The following is an 18,940-nucleotide window of genomic DNA, read 5'->3' on the forward strand; positions in this document are numbered from 1 at the left end:
CATGTGAAAAGCAACCCCCGATAGATCAGTGGCGTTGATTACCTCTTCAAACATCCACCTTTGCTATGTTTTGTTGCAGTTCAAATTGAGCGATAACGGATAAAAAATCGATGTGGGGAAGTGCTATTACGGCTTATTTGCATTACTTAGGGTTCATGTTGGCTTTTGGTGCTTTGATTGTGGAAAGCCAATTTTTGAAGAAGGATTTTAGCCTAGAGTCCGCCTGGAAAGTTGTCATAGCTGATGCGGTTTATGGCTTATCTGCCACAATGATTCTGATTACAGGGATTGTGCGAGTCGTTTACTTTGGCAAAGGAACCGATTACTATCTCAGCAATTCGGTTTTCTATATGAAGGTGAGCATTTTTATATTGGTAAGTTTGCTGTCTTTATATCCCACCTTCTCTTTTTTGTCTTGGATTAAAGATTTACGCAATGGCAAAACACCGAGTTTGGAATCAGCAAAGGTGCAGCGAATTTCTTGGATGATTAGAGGAGAGTTATTTGGGTTTACCTTAATTCCTTTGCTAGCGGTTGTTATGGCTAGAGGAATTGGGGTGTTTTAAGAAACTAGGGAAAAGGGAAAGGGAGAAAGGGGAAAGGATTGGGACTAGTCAATTTCTTAAATCAATACCTTCGCTAATTGAGTAAAATTGTTGGCGAAGGTATTGTCTGTATTTGTAATTTAGCACTCAACACTCTTGTACAGACGCGATTAATCGCGTCTGTTGCAACTCAGCACTCATTACTGATAATGAATACCAGCTTGTTTAAATCTGTGCAGAACTTCACCCAAGCGATCGCAATCTGCAATTAAACTGATCCTGACATATCCTTCGCCGGCAACGCCAAAGGCATTACCGGGAGTGACGACAACGCCGGTTTGTTGCAAGACATCTAGGGCAAAATCTGTGGAACCAACGCCCACAGGACATTTCACCCAAAGATACATTGTGGCTTTAGTTTTGGGAATATCCCAGCCTAACTTGCCTAATCCTTCAATCAGGAAATCGCGACGGGTGCGGTAACGTTGCTGGACTTCATGCAAATATACATCTGGCAGTTGTAAGGCGGTTTCTGCGGCTGTTTGTAAGGCAGCAAAAATCCCATAGTCTAAATTGGTTTTTAAAGTCCGCAAACCTTGGATGACATGGCGATTCCCCACCACAAACCCAACGCGCCAACCTGCCATATTGTAGGTTTTGGATAAGGTGTGAAACTCTACACCAATTTCCTTGGCACCAGGAATTTCTAATAAGCTAGTGGGTTGATAACCATCAAAGGCTAACTCGGCATAACACAAGTCATGCACTAAAAGAATTTCATGTTTCCTCGCAAAGGCAACGATTTCTTCAAAAAATTCGCGGGGTGCGGTGGCTGCGGTGGGATTGCTGGGATAGTTGAAATAGAGGATTTTGGCTTTTTGTGCCACTTCATCGGGAATTGCCCCTAAATCAATTAACCAGTCGTTTTCTGGCTTGAGAATCAAGCTGTAAACTTGCCCACCAGCGATTACCGGGCCGCGAAAATGGGCAGGGTAAGCAGGAGATGGTACCAGAACGATATCACCAGGGTTGATGTAGGCGATCGCTAAATGAGCTAATCCTTCTTTGGAACCTAGTAAGGGCAAAGCTTCACTATCGGGATCGAGGGAGACACCGTAACGGCGATCGTACCAATTAGTAATAGCACGACGGAAATTTGCAGTCCCTTCAAAGGGCGGATAGCCATGATTGGCGGGATTTTGCAAAGCTGCCATTGCCGCTTCTACCACTGGTTGCGGTGTTGGGCCATCCGGGTTCCCCATGCCCAAATCAATCAAATCTAACCCTTGTTCCCTCGCCTTTGCCTTGAGCTCATCTAGACGAGCAAATACATAAGGTGGTAACTTCTGTATACGTTCTGCTGGGACAATCCAATCCAAACTCATTGCTCAACCTCGTCACTGATACCCCTGACTGAGACACGATTTGTCGCATCTCGACTATCTACTGGTGCAGTGGTAGAAACCATCGCTGCCATTAACTGTTCCAGCGCTACTTTAAAAGGTAGTCGATGGATATCGGAATTTGGATTGAGGGCGATTTCCGCAGCAGTTTGCAGTTCAGCTAGGGTAATGTTGCCCAATCCCAAATCACTTAATTTTTGTGGCAATCCAATCTCTGCATAGAATTTCACTAGCTGTTGTCTGGATGTGGCTGCTAGTTGATTGCCTTGTACCATTTCTTCTAAACGCAGTTGCACCAAGATGCCATAGGCAACTTTTTCGCCGTGAATGCTGCTATGTCCGGCAATGTGAGTTAAACCATTATGCACTGCATGGGCGGCAACTGTACGGCACTGTGCGCCTCCTAATCCCCCAACTACCCCAGCCATCAATACTGAAGCATCTACGACTGCTTGCCAATCTTCACTACCTGGCGCTTGCAAGGCGGCGACTGACTTTTGCAATAAAATATCGCGCAAAACTCGTGCTTGTTGCACAGCACCAATAATTAAAGTTTGTTGGGAATGTCCACTACTAACTGACGCTTCGTACCACTTGGCGATCGCATCGCCAATTCCCGCTACTAAGGTATGCTGTGGTGCGGTTTTAATCAAGTCGTAATCCAGAATCAGCAAATCTGGACAGCGAGATAGCGCCACATCATAAAGAAACGCCCCATCCTCAGAATACACATTCGACAGCGCCGACCAAGCTGCACAGGTAGCCGCAGAGGTGGGAATTGTCACTACTGGTAATTGCAACTGATGGGCTACTAACTTCGCTGTATCCAGTGCTTTACCACCACCAACACCGATAATCAAATCAGCTTTATGTGCTTTTGCTGCTTTCCGCAAAGATTCCAAGCTAGCTTCACAGCAATCTGCACCATAATCAGCTGCCGCGATATCTAGATGTTCTTGTTCTAAAATTGGCTGCAAACTCTCTTTGGTAATCGCCAGAGTTTGCTTTCCCGCCACAATTAAGGGACGACTCCCCAAACGCGCAATCTCTGCTGATGCAGTCTGCAATATGCTGGAACCACGAATTACTTTTGCTGGCGCGATCGCAAGCGTCAATAATGAACTAGGTGTTTGAGTAGACAAGGTTTGAGTAGAAATTTGATTGGGCATATAACTAGTTTGCCAAAACCTTGATATTTCTTAACAACTTAAAAGCGCAAATAGATAATGATGCCGGATAGTTATAAGTTAAGCTGTTTGCCACTATCAGCAATTCTGATGACTCAACTAATAAAATTGGGGAATGACATCAACTAAGCCTGTTGCCAACTGGTGAAGCAGTTTGACAGCATGGCTTAATTCTATGTTGCCCATTATCCTGAAATTCCGAACTATCAAAGTTTTGAATAACCGTATAGTTAATTAACAATACCACTCCCAGATACTGAGGAAAAGTCTCTGGGCATTCGGGTTTGGGCTTTGAGGAACAGCCAATAATTTTTCCTACCACCATTACCGATTACCGACAGGTTGATTAACTTTTTCTGATTACTGGAATTGCTAAGTTAATATCTTAAACTAAAAAAAATCATTATTGTATACTGAAATACAAAAAAAACTATGTTTTCCTGATAACAGAAAAAATTACTATTGTTTACAAGAATATACTTACTCAATCAAGCTAGATATTTCTACAAAAACCTTGCCATACATCAAAAATATCAATCTTTGGGTAGAAGAATATTGATTGCATAACTGGTGTAAATAACACAATCTCAGAGAATTCAGGAAACAGAGAATGCGATCGCTACATGAATAGGGGCGCAAAGTTTTGCGCCCCTAAAGATGATTGATGTATTGCCAAGATTGAAATGGAACTTGAAGCCTAAAAAATGCTTTTTGTTAGACTTTATCCGGTATTGCCAACATTTCTAAGCTGTAGGCTTTGGCAACTGAGCAAATTTTTCTGGGTAAACTTCCACAGTGATATTAGAGTCTTCGCGACTAACGAGCGATCGCTTCACCTGACCCAAGTATACAGGTACAGTTAACCCTGGTTCTGGGTGGGTCAAAGTCCGGGCACGAATTGTCAGCTGACTGTCAGCCTTAGTTCCTAAACGTCCATAAGAATAGAGATTACTAGCCGCTTGACGCAAAGTTGCATCTAATTCTGAAGTGGTAATTTGGGGTGTGATGGCAATTACGGCTTGTGTGGAACCATTGTCATAAACCAGAGAGTAGCGGACTGCACCAGGAATCACAGTCCGACTTAAAGGTACTAATGAGAGTGCAAATAAACCCGCTGTGACCACTAGCATAAAGCCAGTTGTACCCACCAGCCGAAAGCGGATACCCCATTTAAAAATAAAACTCAGGACTGCTAAAGCAGCAAATACCAACGTGGCAATCCCTGACCATTGGGTATATTGAAGAAAATCAGCTGTTGTGAGCATAAGCTTGGCTACGGAGGCATGAATTTTTGATTACAGACAAAACCATTCTACCGAGTGCTTACACCATCGACTTGCTAAGTTCTCAATGGTTAATCATACTAATTTGAGATTGTTTGATAGTCTGATAAGTTATGAGACTAATTTTTCTATCTCAATTTATCTAAAATCTGCTGTATTAATAACGGTGACAATCAATTGCTAAACTACCATCCTGAGCAATTGCAATATCTATTCTGTATTCTGCTGGGCAAGTTTCTACTGAATTACCTTGAATAATTTTTATTTCCTCTGCAAGCTGGCAACTTTTTAACTGTCCTTTTTCATCAAAAAAGATGTAACTTTTGGCTTTACAAGAAAAATTTGATCCGCCTGTGCGAGAATTGGAGATTTGTAAATTTATATCGTGGCTCAGAATACAAGTTGCCAATGAACCATTCGAGTAATTATTAATAGTACCTGTTTCACAACCAATCGCTGCTTTAGCAGGCAGAGATATGACAAAACTTAGCGTTAATATACCCAAAGCAGATGTGAAAATTCCCAACTCTGAAGAGCATGATTTCATGAAAAAAATCCTGAGATTTTTAATGCAATATTCTGGATACTTTCATGAGTAAGAAAAGACATATAAAAGGGCATCTGCAAGAGATGCCCGTCATGCAGGAAAACCCCCAGAAGGGTTGTCCTTACACCTTCCCAACAATCAGCAACAGTGACTAAATTTAATTAGCCACACTCACAGACGTGAATATGTTTATATTATTAAAAACAAGTTATAAGTGACTGCGGTGTATACACGGAAAATATGTAAGTTTTGATATCTAGGAATCTTATTTTATTTGTAAATTTATTTATGAAGATAGAGAATCAGTAATACAGAGGAAAATAACAAAGGAAAAGGACGAAATCATTATGATTGTGAATTTCCAAATCCCTATGATGCGATCGCCTATTGGGGGTTTTAGCCTAGCAGGGTGAAACCCAATACTACAAGGGATAGCGTTTTGAACTCAAAATTGGTTTTGGGGAAAAGGTTAAAGGTCTTTTCTTTTCCCTTGAAGCATTCCCCTTTTTCCCCTTAAATGACAAGTATTGGGGTGAAACCCAGTCTAGCTTTCAAGTTTTATCTCTATTCTTAAAAATAGGCAATTTTGGCTATGACTCAGGCAAAAACTGTGTAGGGGCGTAAAAATTCGCGTCTCTACAGAGAATAGATGTATTGCCAAGATTTTTTCAATATCAATGATCCTCAGATGGCACATCACATTTTAAAAGCAACTAAAGATACAGTACATCTCGGTGGTTTTTCCCATTTACTAACACCAGCACTGACTGTTAATTCCAGTGACACGATTGAGGTAGAAACTTACAGTGGTTATTATGTGTACGACAAAGCGCCACCGGAGTTTCTCACACCAGAATTTCTTGATATTTGCCAAAATTTAGCTGCAGAACGTAAAATTGCTAGTGGGCCGCATTTACTCACTGGGCCTATTTATGTGCGTGATGCCGAACCTGGGGATGTTTTGGAAGTAAAATTAACTGCGATCGCACCCAGTTTACCTGTAGGCTTCAACGCCATTCGTCCAGGTTGGGGCGCTTTACCCGAAATCTTTCCTCAGCCTGCTTTAAGATTTATTCCCCTCGATTTAGAAAACAATATTGCGGAATTTCCTACAAATAGCGGCATTAAAATTCCCCTCAAACCATTTTTTGGTATCCTTGGTGTTGCAACTCCCGAAACATCTCGAATTTCTATTCCACCAGGTTATTACGGCGGTAATATTGATAACCGGGAACTACAAGCAGGTTCTCGGATATTTTTACCAATTTTTGTTCCAGGTGCTTTATTTTCTATTGGTGATGGTCATGCGGCTCAGGGAGATGGTGAAGTTAATGTTACCGCTATTGAAACTTCGATGAACGGGAAAATTAAGCTCACTTTACGTAAAGATTTGCATTTCACAACACCAATCGGAGAAACTCTTACTGATATCATCACAATGGGTTTTGGTGAAACCTTAGATGCCGCCTTAGAATTAGCCTTGAAAAATATGATTGATTTCTTGGAGCGCTTTACAAATTTGTCGCCCGAAGAAGCGTATGTATTATGTAGTTTAGCCGTAAATTTTCGCATTACCCAAGTTGTCAACAGCCCCCAGAAAGGCGTGCATGGAATGCTACCGAAAGCAATTTTTTCTCATAAAATCAATTGGTAAATAAGTAGCATAGATATCAATACTGCTCGGTTAAGGATTTTCAACTCGGAATTTAGCTTGGGGAAAAGGTGAAAGGGGAAGGGTTAAAGGTTTTTTCTTGCCCCTTTTCCCCTTCCCCTTTTGCCCTTAACCGACAAGTATTAGCATAGATAGTCTAATATTTGCCCAAAACCCAGAAATATCAAATGGTGAGCAGTATTATAGCAATTGCTTACCAATGACAAATAACAGATTGTAATTGCAATTCAAAGACCATTGATTATGTCTAATATTCTCATTCAAATGTTGCTAATTGGTTTAGTTGCTGGCATTGCTGGCGGGATGTTTGGAATTGGTGGTGGGGCAATTATGGTACCAGCAATGGTATTACTGATAGGACTGGATCAAAAATTTGCCACAGGTACTTCAATTGCTGCACAAATTTTACCCATTGGGATTTTAGGAGCAGCAGTTTACTATCGCAATGGTCAACTAAATATTAAATATGCTGTAATTATTGCAGTCGGTTTAGTAGTCGGAAATTTATTTGGGGCATTGTTTGCCAATCAGCCTTTCATTAGTAGCGAGACCATGAAGAAGCTGTATGGTATCTTTTTGCTACTTTTAGGTATTCGCTATTTATGGAATAATTGAAGAATATAGCAAGTTTTTAGTTATCTTGTCTGAATTTGGTAATGGGTAATTGGTAATTGGTAATTGTAAAAAAAATCAGACCCATGACCCATGACCTATTACCAGTACTGAAATTCCATGTTAATACAGGAAGCGCGATCGCATACTCGGCTAGGTAATTGCTATCATCAGTAAATCACGGTGCTAGGCTGCTTATATCGTTATCTGTAATTTAGATAACTCTTGACTGTTGATTCTTGAATGCCTGTAGGTAGACCACTAATCTGGCTGCCTTGAACTTTGGTTGAATTTCAATTACCTACAATGGATCGTCGGAATTTTCTTAAGTATGCAACTTTCACGGGATCAAGCTTTGCCTTAACTAGCTGTATTCAAGGTAGAAGAAATTCCCAATTAGCAAGCGATGTCACCCCGGTAGCCTCACCTGTAGTCGTCAACGAACCGCTAAAGGTGGGGTTTGTTTATTTAGGGCCTGTAGGAGATTTTGGCTGGACTTATGCTCACGATTTAGGTCGTAGAGAAATGGAAGCGAATCTTCAGGATAAGGTGAAAACTACTTTTATTGAAAATGTCAGTGAAGCTGATGCAGAAAGGGTAATTCGCCAACTAGCAGCAGATGGTAGCAAACTAATTTTTACAACTTCCTTGAGCTACATGAACGCCACAATGAAAGTAGCCAAAGAATTTCCCCAAGTGATATTTGAACATTGTACAGGTTCTCAACTTGCTGCCAATGTCGGCACTTACTCCGGACGCTTTGAAGAACCGCGCTACTTAACAGGTATGATTGCTGGCAAAATGACCAAATCAAATATCATTGGTTTTATTGGTGCATACCCCATTCCTGAAGTCATTCGCGGGATAAATGCATTCACTCTAGGATTACGAACCACCAATCCTCAAGCAAAAGTTAGAGTGCTATGGGTGCAACATTGGTATCACCCTGCAAAAGAAAGGGAAACAGCCCAAGCTTTGATTAATTTAGGTGCAGATGTACTGACACAGCATACTGACTCGACTGCTGCTATGCAATTAGCGGCCGCCAAAGGTATTTATGCTTTTGGTTACAACAGCGATATGAGCAGCTTTGGTGCGAAAGTACACCTAACATCAGCAATTAATAAATGGGGAAAATTTTATATAGATACAGCTTTAGCTGTGATGAATAATACCTGGAAACCACAAAAGACTTGGAGTGGTATTGCTCAAGGTATGGTAGATATTTCCCCCATGAATCAGGCGATTCCTAGCGATGTTCAGCAATTAGTCAACGCCAAGCGCGAACAGTTTATTCAAGGTACAGCCCATCCTTTTGATGGCCCAATCAAAGACCAAAAGGGGGTACTACGCCTACCCAAAGGTAAAGCGCTTGACGATCAACTAAAAGAGAAAATGGATTGGTATGTTCAGGGAATTGAAGGGTCAATTTCCTAGTCCCCAATCCCCAATCCCCATTACCCCTTATCCCCAGAGGGGGCCCCGAGTTCCCCAGTCCCCAATCCCCTTTTACCGCAGATTTACGCAAAATAATTTGGTAACACTCTTACACGAACTTTCTCACTCTCCACCCTAGAGAGTAATACTGATTTTCCTTAACTAGTAAAACTTAATGAGGTGTTAGACCCCTACCACCTAAATCAGGGTATTTACTGTATTATTAGTCAAATAAGTCAGAGTTTATATATTCTGGCAAAAATAAATGGGTGAATATAAGTAACCAAATTATTGGCTAATGCATAAGTACCACAAGTTTTGCTAGTTACTTTGTGGTTCGATGATACACGCCCAATATTAAGTAGGTAAGGCATTAGCCCTACCTATCGTAAGTCATATGTTTCGGTCAATTTTTCAGCCCTAGATTTTTGTCAACTATTAACCTCATGTCTGAGGATAAGAATAAATGTTTTACAGGATTTACAGGTTTTACAAGCTTTGCCCTGTATAAATTGAACGTACTTCGCCATTACGCCGCACGATCGCTTCACCATTATTCACATCTACTAGTGTCCAACCACTGGAGCCGATGCTTTCACCAACAACAACGCGGTGGCTGACACCGTCAATTTTAAACAAAGCCGCAGATTTGTTGCCTAACTCTAGTATTCCTTCTAAGGTTTGAGTCGGAGCATAAACTTCTGGAACTGTGGCTACAACTTGGTGCTGGGATGCAGCAGATGCGGGTGCTGTAGCTGTGGGTAATTGTGGTGGTGCAACGCGGAATGATGCTACTGGTAATGTTGGTAGTAGATTTGATGATTGCTTAACGACAAGTGGCGCAGTTCGTACACCTACAGCTTTGAGATCTGGACGCACAGCCGCAGCATACATATTAACGCTCACCGGCTTGGCTGGTTTGCGAGGCGAATTTAAGGCTTTTTTCACCGGATTGAGCCGAGATGCACTACCTACTGATGATATGGTTTTGGGAACACCAGGCAGCAGTGGCGGTGTATAGCGCATTGGGGAAGGCGCTTGATAAACAGGGATATATATGCGCTCAACAACGTTTGTCGAACGGACTGGTGCTGGTGGTGTATTATTCGCTGTCAAAGGCTGTGGTAAGAGAACATTTCTTGCGTCGTTAGCTACTGCTAGGGCTGCTGGTTTAGGATTAGCAATTCCTGGGGTGGCGTAGCTTTGATTGTTTCTGTTCTCTTGCTGATCGATGACTGATAATGCACCTAGCATATAGTCAACTAACTCAGCTTGCACATCAACTTTCTGCGGTACAGCACGAGGCGCAATCTGAAGATTGGTAGCTAAGTTGGGGACAACGGGGAAGGTAAAGGCTTTGGAGTTGAGCAAAAACAGAATCCCCGCGATCGCTACACCAACAATTGTTGTGCCGACAATCAGCAAGGTGGCTAAAGGCTTTCTGCTTTTTTTAATTTTGCGGGTAACTGCTTTGCGAGGAGCATTTTCAATTACAGTCTTTCTCACTGGGTTGTCTCTAATTTGAGACACTCCCTGGATATTTTGGTGTGGATCATCTGGTAAGACAATCTCTGGCATTCTTACTGTCTGTACAGGGACGTATTGTACATTCACAGTTTGGGTAGGAAAACTACCGCTATAATCCAGAACATTGTCAATATCGGCAAATAGTTCATCCATCAAGCCATCAGCATAAACTTCAATCGTCCAAGGTTCGTTGGAGATCAACTCATCTGACGCTTCCGGAATAATGAAACGGGTGCTGGCTTCTTTTAACATAGGCTTTGTGATGGTAGCTGCGAAGGCGGAGAAAAGCCGCCCTGACTGCCTGGGGATAGAGATTTTTGGTTAAACATCCAACCTCCTGTCTAATATAGACAGGCTGATTGCTTGCTGGTATTAAATTCAACTGACAATCTAGAGACTGCTGATGATGCCAGTTCTTAATTCATGTCATCTATCATACCAATCTCTTCCCTACTACTATACTCAAGCTTCATGAAGTTTTTTTGAAACCAATGCTGGAAACTCTGACTGGCTCTTTGTTTTGCGTAATTCTAGATATATTAATAAAGCATTTATATCTGCTGGGTTCACCCCCCCAATCCGTGCGGCTTGACCGATGGTGAGCGGTTTTACTTTACTTAACTTTTCCCGCGCTTCTTTAGATAATGTATCAATTGTTGAATAATCTAAATCAGCAGGCAGTTGGCGGTGTGCTTGACGGGCAATTTGGTCAATCTGATTTTGTTGTCGCGCTAGGTAGCCAGCATATTTAATGTCAATTTCTGCGCCTTCTTTCTCAGCTTGGTTGAGTTCCGTGTTACCTAGTCCATATTGTTCCAGCTTGATGTAATGGAATCCCGGACGGCGGAGTAAGTCAGCCAGGGTGATTGAGCCTTTAATTGCTTGTTGGGTATCAGCTGCGATCGCTTTGCCAATTTCATCATGTTCTTTAACGCGGGTGCCGTGTAGCCGTTCTTTTTCGGCAATGATTTGGGCTTGTTTGCGGGTAAACATATCCCAACGGCGATCATCTATTAAGCCAATTTCTCTGCCCAAGGGTGTTAATCGCTGGTCGGCGTTGTCAGAGCGTAGTATTAAACGGTACTCCGAACGACTAGTGAGCATACGGTAAGGTTCACGTAAATCCTTTGTACATAGGTCATCCACTAAAGTACCTATGTAACTTTGCTCACGGGGGAAGACAATCATTTCGCGATCGCGTGCAAATCTGGCGGCGTTCACACCTGCAACAAAGCCTTGGGCTGCGGCTTCTTCATAACCTGTAGTACCGTTAACCTGTCCCGCACAAAACAGCCCCGCAATTTTCTTTGTCATCAATGTGGGATAACACTGAGTTGCAGGTAAATAGTCATATTCCACCGCATAAGCCGGACGCAGCATCACACATTTTTCTAAACCAGGGAGACTCCGCAGCATTTGGATTTGCAGATTTTCTGGTAACCCTGTAGAAAACCCTTGAATATATAGTTCGGGAATGTCTCTACCTTCGGGTTCAATAAATATTTGATGGCTTTCCTTATCAGCAAAGCGCACTATTTTATCTTCAATACTGGGACAATAGCGAGGCCCCTTAGCTTCTACCCAACCACCATAAACAGGCGATAGGTGCAAATTCTCTTGAATTAAGCGATGAGTTTCTGGTGTGGTGCGGGTAATATAACAAGGCATTTGTTCCCGTTCTACCCACACTTCCGGGTCAAAGCTAAACCAGCGCACCTCTTCATCCCCAGGCTGGAGAGTCATTTTGCTGTAGTCTACCGATCGCTTGTCTACCCGTGCTGGCGTACCAGTCTTGAGTCTGCCAGTTTCAAATCCTAGCCTATTTAAAGTTTGTGTTAAGCCCTCAGCTGCAAATTCCCCAGCACGTCCCGCCGCCATCGATTTGTTACCAACCCAAATCCGACCACCTAAGAAAGTACCAGTAGTCAATATCACAGCTTTACATTGGAACGCCACACCGAAGTAAGTCTCAACGCCAATCACTTCATCATTAGCGCCTAACACCAAGTCTGTAGCCATCCCCTCACGGATGATTAAATTCTCTTGATTCTCGACAATTGCTTTCATCACAGCTGCGTATTCTCGCTTATCCGTTTGGGCGCGTAAAGCCCATACAGCCGGGCCTCGGGAAGAATTGAGAATCCGCTTCTGCAAATAGGTGCGATCGGTCATTTTGCCAATTTCCCCACCCAAAGCATCAACTTCATGGGTTAATTGAGATTTAGCCGGGCCGCCTACTGCGGGGTTACATGGTTGCCAAGCAATTTTATCTAAATTCAGCGTCAACAGCAGAGTTCTACAACCGAGGCGGGCAGTAGCAAGGGCTGCTTCACAACCGGCGTGACCTGCACCGACGACAATAACATCAAAAGCGTCTTGAAATTCAATGGAATTGTGCATGGTCATACTTACAAGGTCAACAAACTGAGAGTTATGTTCAATTTTAACTGATACCGTAATTTCATGGATGTGTGGAGATATCCAAATCATATTATCTATTTATCTATAATGCATTCAAAAGCAATATCATTGATATTCCACAATTTATTTGAATAAAAAATATACTATCTCACCCGTAATAATATGATGTTACTAATTTTATGAATTAACTTTTAGCCTGAAGGGAATATATAAAAATATTTGATTATTTGATAAGATATTAACAATCAACATTAACATAAAGATATCTTGCTACATGAATGCTCTATTTTTATTCAAATAGGTGCCAATTATGAGAATAAATCAATTAACATATTATGATCGTAAGCGAGAGTGGCGTTTTGAGCCAATACAGTTTTCTGAATTAAACCTTTTGGTAGGTGCTTCTGGAGTTGGTAAAACTCAAATTCTTGAGTCAATTATCAATTTACAAAAAATTGCTGATGGCAAATCCTTAAATGGAGTAAGTTGGAATATAGACTTTACAGTTGATACAAATTTATATAATTGGCAAGGAGAATTTGAAACCGGAAGCCTAGTTAGTTTAATATTAGATAGCCAAAATGAAAAAAATCAATTTAAGATAGTTAATGAGTTTTTATCAGTCAATGGCAAAACAATTATTCACAGGAATGCACAAGAAATAAAATTTCATAATCAAATTTTACCAAAGCTATCTTCATTTCAAAGTGTAGTAGCTATATTGAGCGAAGAAGAAGATATTGCCCCCATTAAATATGGATTTAGCCAAATTACAGACAATAGTGATGACTATAGCAATAACAGTATGATATTTCTGAGCTTTTTTGTTAATAAAATTTTCGACAACTATTCTGTATTAAAGGATAAGTATTCATCATTACCTTTAGAAGATATCCAAAAAAGTAATCTATTAAATCAAATAAAACTAGGATTAACTTACGAATATTTTCCTGAAGTTTTTGAGAGAATTAAACACCATTTTATGGAAATATTTGTTCAAGTTGAAGATATTAAGCTAGAACAAGATGAAGAATTAGTGAAATCTCTTAATCCTAAAAACTATCCTATAGTAAAAATCAAAGAAAAAGGTGTAAATAATTGGATTAATCAAATACAAATTTCTTCAGGTATGTACAAAACACTCATGTACATAAGCGAACTGTATTTATCTGCAGAAGGAACAGTTATCTTAATTGATGAATTTGAAAATAGTTTAGGAGTAAATTGTATTGATATAGTTACAGAGCTTATATTGGAAAATAAGAATTTACAATTTATAATTACTAGCCATCATCCTTATATAATTAATAAAATTAATATAGAACACTGGAAAATAGTGACTCGCCGAGGTGGTGTAGTAACAGCTAGAGATGCAAAAGAATTTAATCTAGGTAAATCAAGACATCAGGCATTTATGCAATTGATTAATCTTGATGCATATAAGGAAGGAATTGCAGTGGGATGAATCTTTACTTTCTTGTTGAGGGAAAAAGAACTGAAAGAAAAGTATATCCGGCTTGGCTAGCTTATCTTTTACCTGAAATCAAACAAGTTAAAAATTACGATGAAGTTGAGAAAAACAATTACTATTTATTTAGTGCAGAAGGTTATCCTTCAATAATTTACGAGCATCTACCTAATGCGATCGCAGATGTTCAAGAACAGGGAAATTACAACTATCTTGTAGTATGTTTAGATGTAGATGAAAATACAGTTGGTGAGATACAAAATGAAATTTATGAGTTTCTCGCATCTGAGAAAATTAAACTAGGAAATATTGAGCTTATAATAATAGTCCAAAATAGATGTTTTGAAACATGGTTTCTTGGAAACCGAAACATTTACTCGAGACAGCCGCAAGATAGACCTTTACTAGATTTTGTTCGGTATTATGATGTCTCTGTTAACTGTCCAGAGTTAATGGGTAAATATCCAGATTTTAATACTCATGCTCAGTTCCATACAGCTTATTTGAAAGAATTATTTAAAGCAAAAAATATTAATTACTCTAAGAAAAACCCAGGAGATGTGTTAAAACCATACTATGTAGAGCAATTATTAAAGAGAATTAAGGAGCAAAAGCAGCATCTACCTAGTTTTCAAACTTTTATAGAGTTTTGCAATACTATTAAATTAAATATATCCAATTAACCTATTAATGCAACGAATATTACGAAAATTAACTTTATTTATAATTACTTTCTCTTTGACTTTTATTTTAGTTGCTAGTAATGGAATTGTGCATCACCAAACAGTGATTAATACCGCACAGTTTAACAGTTGCTTAAATAGTATTTCCACACCATGTATTACACCAGACCCCAAAACCTCAGAAACTCCCATTACGCCTTTTACCCCTGACCCCCAACTAAACGAGCAACAGCGTTTTTTAACTACAATTGCTATTAAATTATCGACAATTCCCCAACCTGGAACTTTTGAGTATATATTGCTGCGTAAATATGGCGCGCCATTTATTAATCAAAAAGCAGAGACAAAATTACCGCCAAAAGTTCTATTTGCCAATGAGCAAGAAACTAAGGAATTTCAATCTACTTTAGAAATGGTGAAAGTTAATGGTACTAATGATTGTTATTTACAGCAATCAGCCGGATTAGCTTTTAATAAAGCACGAGCCTTACAAAATATTCCCCTAAAATCAGGCTATGGTGGTGGTGATTGTACTCGCACTTTTACCACCAATTTAAGATTTTGGAACAAATATGCTAATAGTAGAACTTTAGATAAAGTTCGCCAAGGTAAAGAAACCGCTATCTTGGGAGTAGTTGCACCACCAGGATCATCACAACATCTGTGGGGATTAGCTATAGATTTACGCGTTTCTAGCCCGAAGCAAAGACAAGCTTTAAATCAAAATGGTTGGTTTCAAACCGTAGAAAATGATATTCCCCATTGGACTTATTTAGGTTTAACTGAAGCTGAATTACCTGTGTTTGGATTTAAAAAACAAGTCGTGAGGGGAATTACTTATTGGATTACGCCGATTTAAGTAATAAAAATCAAGAGTGAAGCGTCAAGAATTAAGGTCAATATTATCAAGCAGGTACGCAGCAATTACAATCATCTCACTTCTACATAACGTAATTCTGCATTTTGATTTACTTCGTCCATCGTTTCTAGATAGGCTTTAATTGCGTGTTTGATATTTTCTAAAGCTTCTTCTTCAGTTTCTCCCAAAGTCCAGCATCCTGGTAAAGCAGGACACCAAATAGCATATCCTATATGAGTTTTATTTAACTTTACTTTATAACGCATATCTAAGATAACCACTTTTGCCTGACATTTTATCTCGTTAAATTAAACAAAAATTGATCATGTGATACTGCACAAATTGAAAATATAAAGTTATATAGCCAAAATTGAGGATTTATTGACACAAATCTTAATTTAATCGGAAAAAATTGAATTGACAATTATCTATAGACCATTAATTAACAGGGCGAAAGGTTCTGTGCTTCTTACCTATTCCCTGTTTTCTTGCCTAAAAGTGCAGGCATTTTTCTTTTCGCGATAACATATAAGCGCGAAGCTCTATCTATGGGTAGATATGTAATGATGCCTCTACGTCAAACCTTAACCAAGCCAGACTTGCAACTGTCTTACCTAGAGTGGCACCAAGGTGAATTACCCTTACTACTGTTACACGGCTTAGGTGACCAAGCCCTTGTGTGGTCTAGCTTAGGGGATTATCTGGCAGCAGATTATCATATAGTTGCGCCAGATATGCGCGGTCATGGCGAAAGCAGCAAGCCGGAATCTCTATTAGATTACTCTTTTGAGAGTGCGATCGCGGATTTAGAAGCACTCATGGATCGTTTAGGATGGTCTAGTGCCCATGTTGTTAGTCATTCATGGACAGGTAAGTTAGCTGCAATTTGGGCGAGACAGCATCCAGAACGTTTACGCAGCATGATTCTGGTAGATCCGATTTTTATTTGGAAAATGCCCAACTTCTTCAAGTTGACATTTCCTCTGCTTTACCGTGTGTTACCTTTTCTCAAAAGTATGGGCCCCTTCGCTAGTTATGAGGAAGCTGAAAAGCAAGCGCAGCAGTTAAGCCAATATCAAGGCTGGACTTCCTTACATCAGCAGGCTTTTCAAGCCGGAGTCGAACAAAAACCCGATGGTAGTTGGGGTAGCAAATTTACCATAGCTGCCCGCGATGGTATTTTTGAAGATGTGATGCGTGTAGCTGGGTTAACAGAACCTGTTTATATTCCAACTCTGTTTGTGCAACCACAAAAAGGCGTAAACCGCCAAGAATGGCAACTTAAACCCTACAAAACCTATCTCAAAAACTTAAGTCTCTGCCAAGTTCCTGGTAATCATTGGCCATTCTTGACAAAACCAGAAGAATTTAACCGAACTGTGGAAGCTTTCTTAAAACAGCAGCAATGAAATAAATCTCATGATCATTGAACGGGAAAGCTAAAACTTATCTGTAATTATTAACTATAAAGGATGAAGAAAATTGTTATGTCATTGCGAATTTTTCTTTTTCATCCTTTATCCTACATTTTTATATCTACGTCATGAGCCTTTGTATTAATCCCGCTTGTACTCAACCTCATCAATCAGGCCCGCAGGAATATCGCTTTTGTCAAACTTGTGGTTCTCAGTTGGACTTGCTGGAACGCTATCGGGTAATGCGGCTGATATGCGATAACTCTGGCTTTAGTAAGGTTTATGAAGCATACGAAAAAGATACACCTAAAATCATTAAGGTATTACAAGCAAATCTTGGTGCTGACCCTAAAATAGTAGAATTATTTCAGCAAGAAGTAGCTGTATTGGGGCAATTAAATCATCCTGGTATACCGAAGGTTGATGGATACTTCCAATATAAAACCAGAGATGGTTTGCTGTTGCATTGCCTGGTAATGGAACAAATTAACGGGATTAATTTAGAGCAATGGCTTAAACAGCATGATAATGTGCCTATATCTCAATCACAAGCTATAGCTTGGTTGAAACAGTTGCTAGAAATTTTAGTGGTATTACATGGTAAGCAATACCTGCATCGAGATATTAAGCCATGTAATATTATGATTCGTAATTCTCCAGAGAACCAGACTCAGGAAGATGGCGGAGATTTATTTTTAATTGATTTTGGCACAGCTAAAGAATTAGCCAAGTCTTTAACTGGGATAAATGCAATTATGTCATCTGGTTATAGCGCCCCAGAACAACTGCATGGTGAAGCTGTACCGCAATCAGATTTTTTTGCTTTGGGACGCACCTTTGTATTTTTATTGACGGGATACCATCCCTTAGATATGTATGATATTCAGCATAATGTTTTGCACTGGCGCAATCGTGCCAATCATATCTCAACATTACTGTTAAATTTAATTGATTGGTTGATGGCACCTGAGATAGAAAAACGCCCTGCCAATGCCCAAGAGATTTTACAGCGTTTAGAGGAAATCGAAAAGCAAATAAATGCAAATTCAACAGTCAATTTAGGGCAAAATATTCAAACTGAACAGCCATATTCACCAATTAGTAAAACTTTATTAACCAAACCCAAACCGCATCTTTTGTCATTAATTGCTGCATTGATTGCTTCTTTAGGATTGCTGTGGGTGTTAGCTTTAATTCTAGGAAATTTAAAACTGAATTTTATCCCTAATTATGGACAAGCACCGGAACGAAAAGGGAAGGTAGATTATTTTCCTTATGAGGAAGGTAGGGATAGCAAAGGGAGAGCAGCCGAATTTAATATTGCAGTGTTATCAGTTGAATATAAGTGGCTGCTAGGCAGTAATTTTCAAATTAAATATAACGATAGTATTATTAGTTTAGAAGTTTTAAAGTTAAATTTAGAGCAAGAGGGTATACAAAAGATTATGGAAAACCCTACAGAGATAATTTCTGTAGGTACAGCTTCTTGCGAGGGTGATGTTGCAACTGAACAAAGTCGGGCTTTAGAACGTTCTAAACAAATCCAACTTTTAGCGAAAAAATTATTTAGTGGTACTGTCAAAAATTATCGCTTATTAAATTTGGGACAATTTCAACGCAGTGATTGTCAGGCAAATCAAGACTTAACTGCATATCAAAGAAGTATTATTATTATTGGCGTGAAGCAGAAATCCGATGGTGTAATTCTGGATGAAGCTTTGAGAAATAGATTAGAGAAGAAGCCTTTTGCTGATTTTAAATTAGAAGATTATTCTTTAGGTTCGCCCCAAAAGTTTAAGACAATACCGAATAATTTATAGTAAGATGCGTTAGCCAAAAGCTAACGCATCTTACAGATGATTGATATAGCATTCCTATGAG

Annotated in this window: 16 protein-coding genes; 9 read left to right on the top strand and 7 right to left on the bottom strand. The window is 39.7% G+C overall.

The window, feature by feature from the left end; translation table 11 throughout:
* Window positions 1-110: 110 nt before the first annotated feature.
* Entirely contained in the window at window positions 111-566 is a 456-nt protein-coding gene (locus AACU25_RS09555) for a DUF2214 family protein (RefSeq protein WP_096575023.1), read from the top strand.
* 179 nt (window positions 567-745) lie between these two features.
* On the opposite strand, the gene AACU25_RS09560 is transcribed toward AACU25_RS09555, so the two are convergent.
* The 4 genes from AACU25_RS09560 to AACU25_RS09575 all read right to left on the bottom strand — a co-directional run bounded on the left by AACU25_RS09560 (window position 746) and on the right by AACU25_RS09575 (window position 4,965).
* Window positions 746-1,930 carry an aspartate aminotransferase gene (locus AACU25_RS09560; protein ID WP_096575025.1) on the bottom strand — a complete coding sequence of 395 codons (1,185 nt, stop codon included), beginning with the start codon at window positions 1,928-1,930 and terminating at the stop codon, window positions 746-748.
* Entirely contained in the window at window positions 1,927-3,117 is a 1,191-nt protein-coding gene (locus AACU25_RS09565; protein ID WP_096575027.1) for an iron-containing alcohol dehydrogenase family protein, read from the bottom strand. The genes AACU25_RS09560 and AACU25_RS09565 overlap by 4 nt, the downstream gene beginning before the upstream one ends.
* A 761-nt stretch (window positions 3,118-3,878) precedes the next feature.
* Window positions 3,879-4,400 carry a Ycf51 family protein gene (locus AACU25_RS09570; protein ID WP_096575029.1) on the bottom strand — a complete coding sequence of 174 codons (522 nt, stop codon included), beginning with the start codon at window positions 4,398-4,400 and terminating at the stop codon, window positions 3,879-3,881.
* 175 nt (window positions 4,401-4,575) lie between these two features.
* Window positions 4,576-4,965 (bottom strand): hypothetical protein, encoded by a 390-nt coding sequence (locus AACU25_RS09575; RefSeq protein WP_096575030.1) that lies wholly within the window; start codon window positions 4,963-4,965, stop codon window positions 4,576-4,578.
* A gap of 688 nt (window positions 4,966-5,653) precedes the next feature.
* Between AACU25_RS09575 and AACU25_RS09580 the strand changes: the two genes are divergently transcribed.
* The 3 genes from AACU25_RS09580 to AACU25_RS09590 all read left to right on the top strand — a co-directional run bounded on the left by AACU25_RS09580 (window position 5,654) and on the right by AACU25_RS09590 (window position 8,686).
* Window positions 5,654-6,619, top strand: coding sequence for an acetamidase/formamidase family protein (locus AACU25_RS09580; RefSeq protein ID WP_096583627.1), 966 nt, complete (start codon window positions 5,654-5,656; stop codon window positions 6,617-6,619).
* Window positions 6,620-6,880: 261 nt separating this feature from the next.
* On the top strand, window positions 6,881-7,252 hold the full coding sequence (locus tag AACU25_RS09585) for a sulfite exporter TauE/SafE family protein (RefSeq protein WP_096575032.1): 372 nt from the start codon (window positions 6,881-6,883) through the stop codon (window positions 7,250-7,252).
* Window positions 7,253-7,555: 303 nt separating this feature from the next.
* Window positions 7,556-8,686 (top strand): BMP family ABC transporter substrate-binding protein, encoded by a 1,131-nt coding sequence (locus AACU25_RS09590; protein ID WP_096575034.1) that lies wholly within the window; start codon window positions 7,556-7,558, stop codon window positions 8,684-8,686.
* Between the two features lie 489 nt (window positions 8,687-9,175).
* Here AACU25_RS09590 and AACU25_RS09595 read toward each other — a convergent pair whose 3' ends face one another.
* Both AACU25_RS09595 and mnmG read right to left on the bottom strand, forming a co-directional pair.
* Window positions 9,176-10,465, bottom strand: a complete 1,290-nt coding sequence (locus AACU25_RS09595; RefSeq protein ID WP_096575036.1) for a hypothetical protein — start codon at window positions 10,463-10,465, stop codon at window positions 9,176-9,178.
* 210 nt (window positions 10,466-10,675) lie between these two features.
* Entirely contained in the window at window positions 10,676-12,619 is a 1,944-nt protein-coding gene (mnmG, locus tag AACU25_RS09600) for a tRNA uridine-5-carboxymethylaminomethyl(34) synthesis enzyme MnmG (protein WP_096575038.1), read from the bottom strand.
* A 325-nt stretch (window positions 12,620-12,944) separates the two neighbouring features.
* Between mnmG and AACU25_RS09605 the strand changes: the two genes are divergently transcribed.
* Genes AACU25_RS09605 through AACU25_RS09615 form a run of 3 tightly spaced genes read left to right on the top strand, consistent with a single transcriptional unit; the run spans window position 12,945 to window position 15,644 of the window.
* Window positions 12,945-14,099 carry an AAA family ATPase gene (locus tag AACU25_RS09605; protein ID WP_096575040.1) on the top strand — a complete coding sequence of 385 codons (1,155 nt, stop codon included), beginning with the start codon at window positions 12,945-12,947 and terminating at the stop codon, window positions 14,097-14,099.
* Entirely contained in the window at window positions 14,096-14,785 is a 690-nt protein-coding gene (locus tag AACU25_RS09610) for a hypothetical protein (RefSeq protein WP_096575042.1), read from the top strand. The genes AACU25_RS09605 and AACU25_RS09610 overlap by 4 nt, the downstream gene beginning before the upstream one ends.
* Before the next feature lie 7 nt (window positions 14,786-14,792).
* A complete protein-coding gene (locus AACU25_RS09615) occupies window positions 14,793-15,644 on the top strand; it encodes a D-alanyl-D-alanine carboxypeptidase family protein (RefSeq protein ID WP_096575044.1) in 852 nt (283 codons plus the stop codon).
* A gap of 71 nt (window positions 15,645-15,715) precedes the next feature.
* On the opposite strand, the gene AACU25_RS09620 is transcribed toward AACU25_RS09615, so the two are convergent.
* Window positions 15,716-15,910, bottom strand: coding sequence for a type II toxin-antitoxin system HicB family antitoxin (locus tag AACU25_RS09620; RefSeq protein ID WP_045870849.1), 195 nt, complete (start codon window positions 15,908-15,910; stop codon window positions 15,716-15,718).
* A gap of 300 nt (window positions 15,911-16,210) precedes the next feature.
* Between AACU25_RS09620 and AACU25_RS09625 the strand changes: the two genes are divergently transcribed.
* Complete coding sequence (locus tag AACU25_RS09625) at window positions 16,211-17,053, top strand: alpha/beta fold hydrolase (RefSeq protein WP_096583629.1); 843 nt, start codon at window positions 16,211-16,213, stop codon at window positions 17,051-17,053.
* Window positions 17,054-17,187: 134 nt separating this feature from the next.
* Window positions 17,188-18,879, top strand: coding sequence for a serine/threonine-protein kinase (locus AACU25_RS09630; RefSeq protein WP_096575046.1), 1,692 nt, complete (start codon window positions 17,188-17,190; stop codon window positions 18,877-18,879).
* The last annotated feature ends 61 nt before the right edge of the window (window positions 18,880-18,940 follow it).

The sequence above is a fragment of the Tolypothrix tenuis PCC 7101 genome, assembly GCF_963874875.1.
GTDB classification, from domain to species: domain Bacteria; phylum Cyanobacteriota; class Cyanobacteriia; order Cyanobacteriales; family Nostocaceae; genus Aulosira; species Aulosira tenue.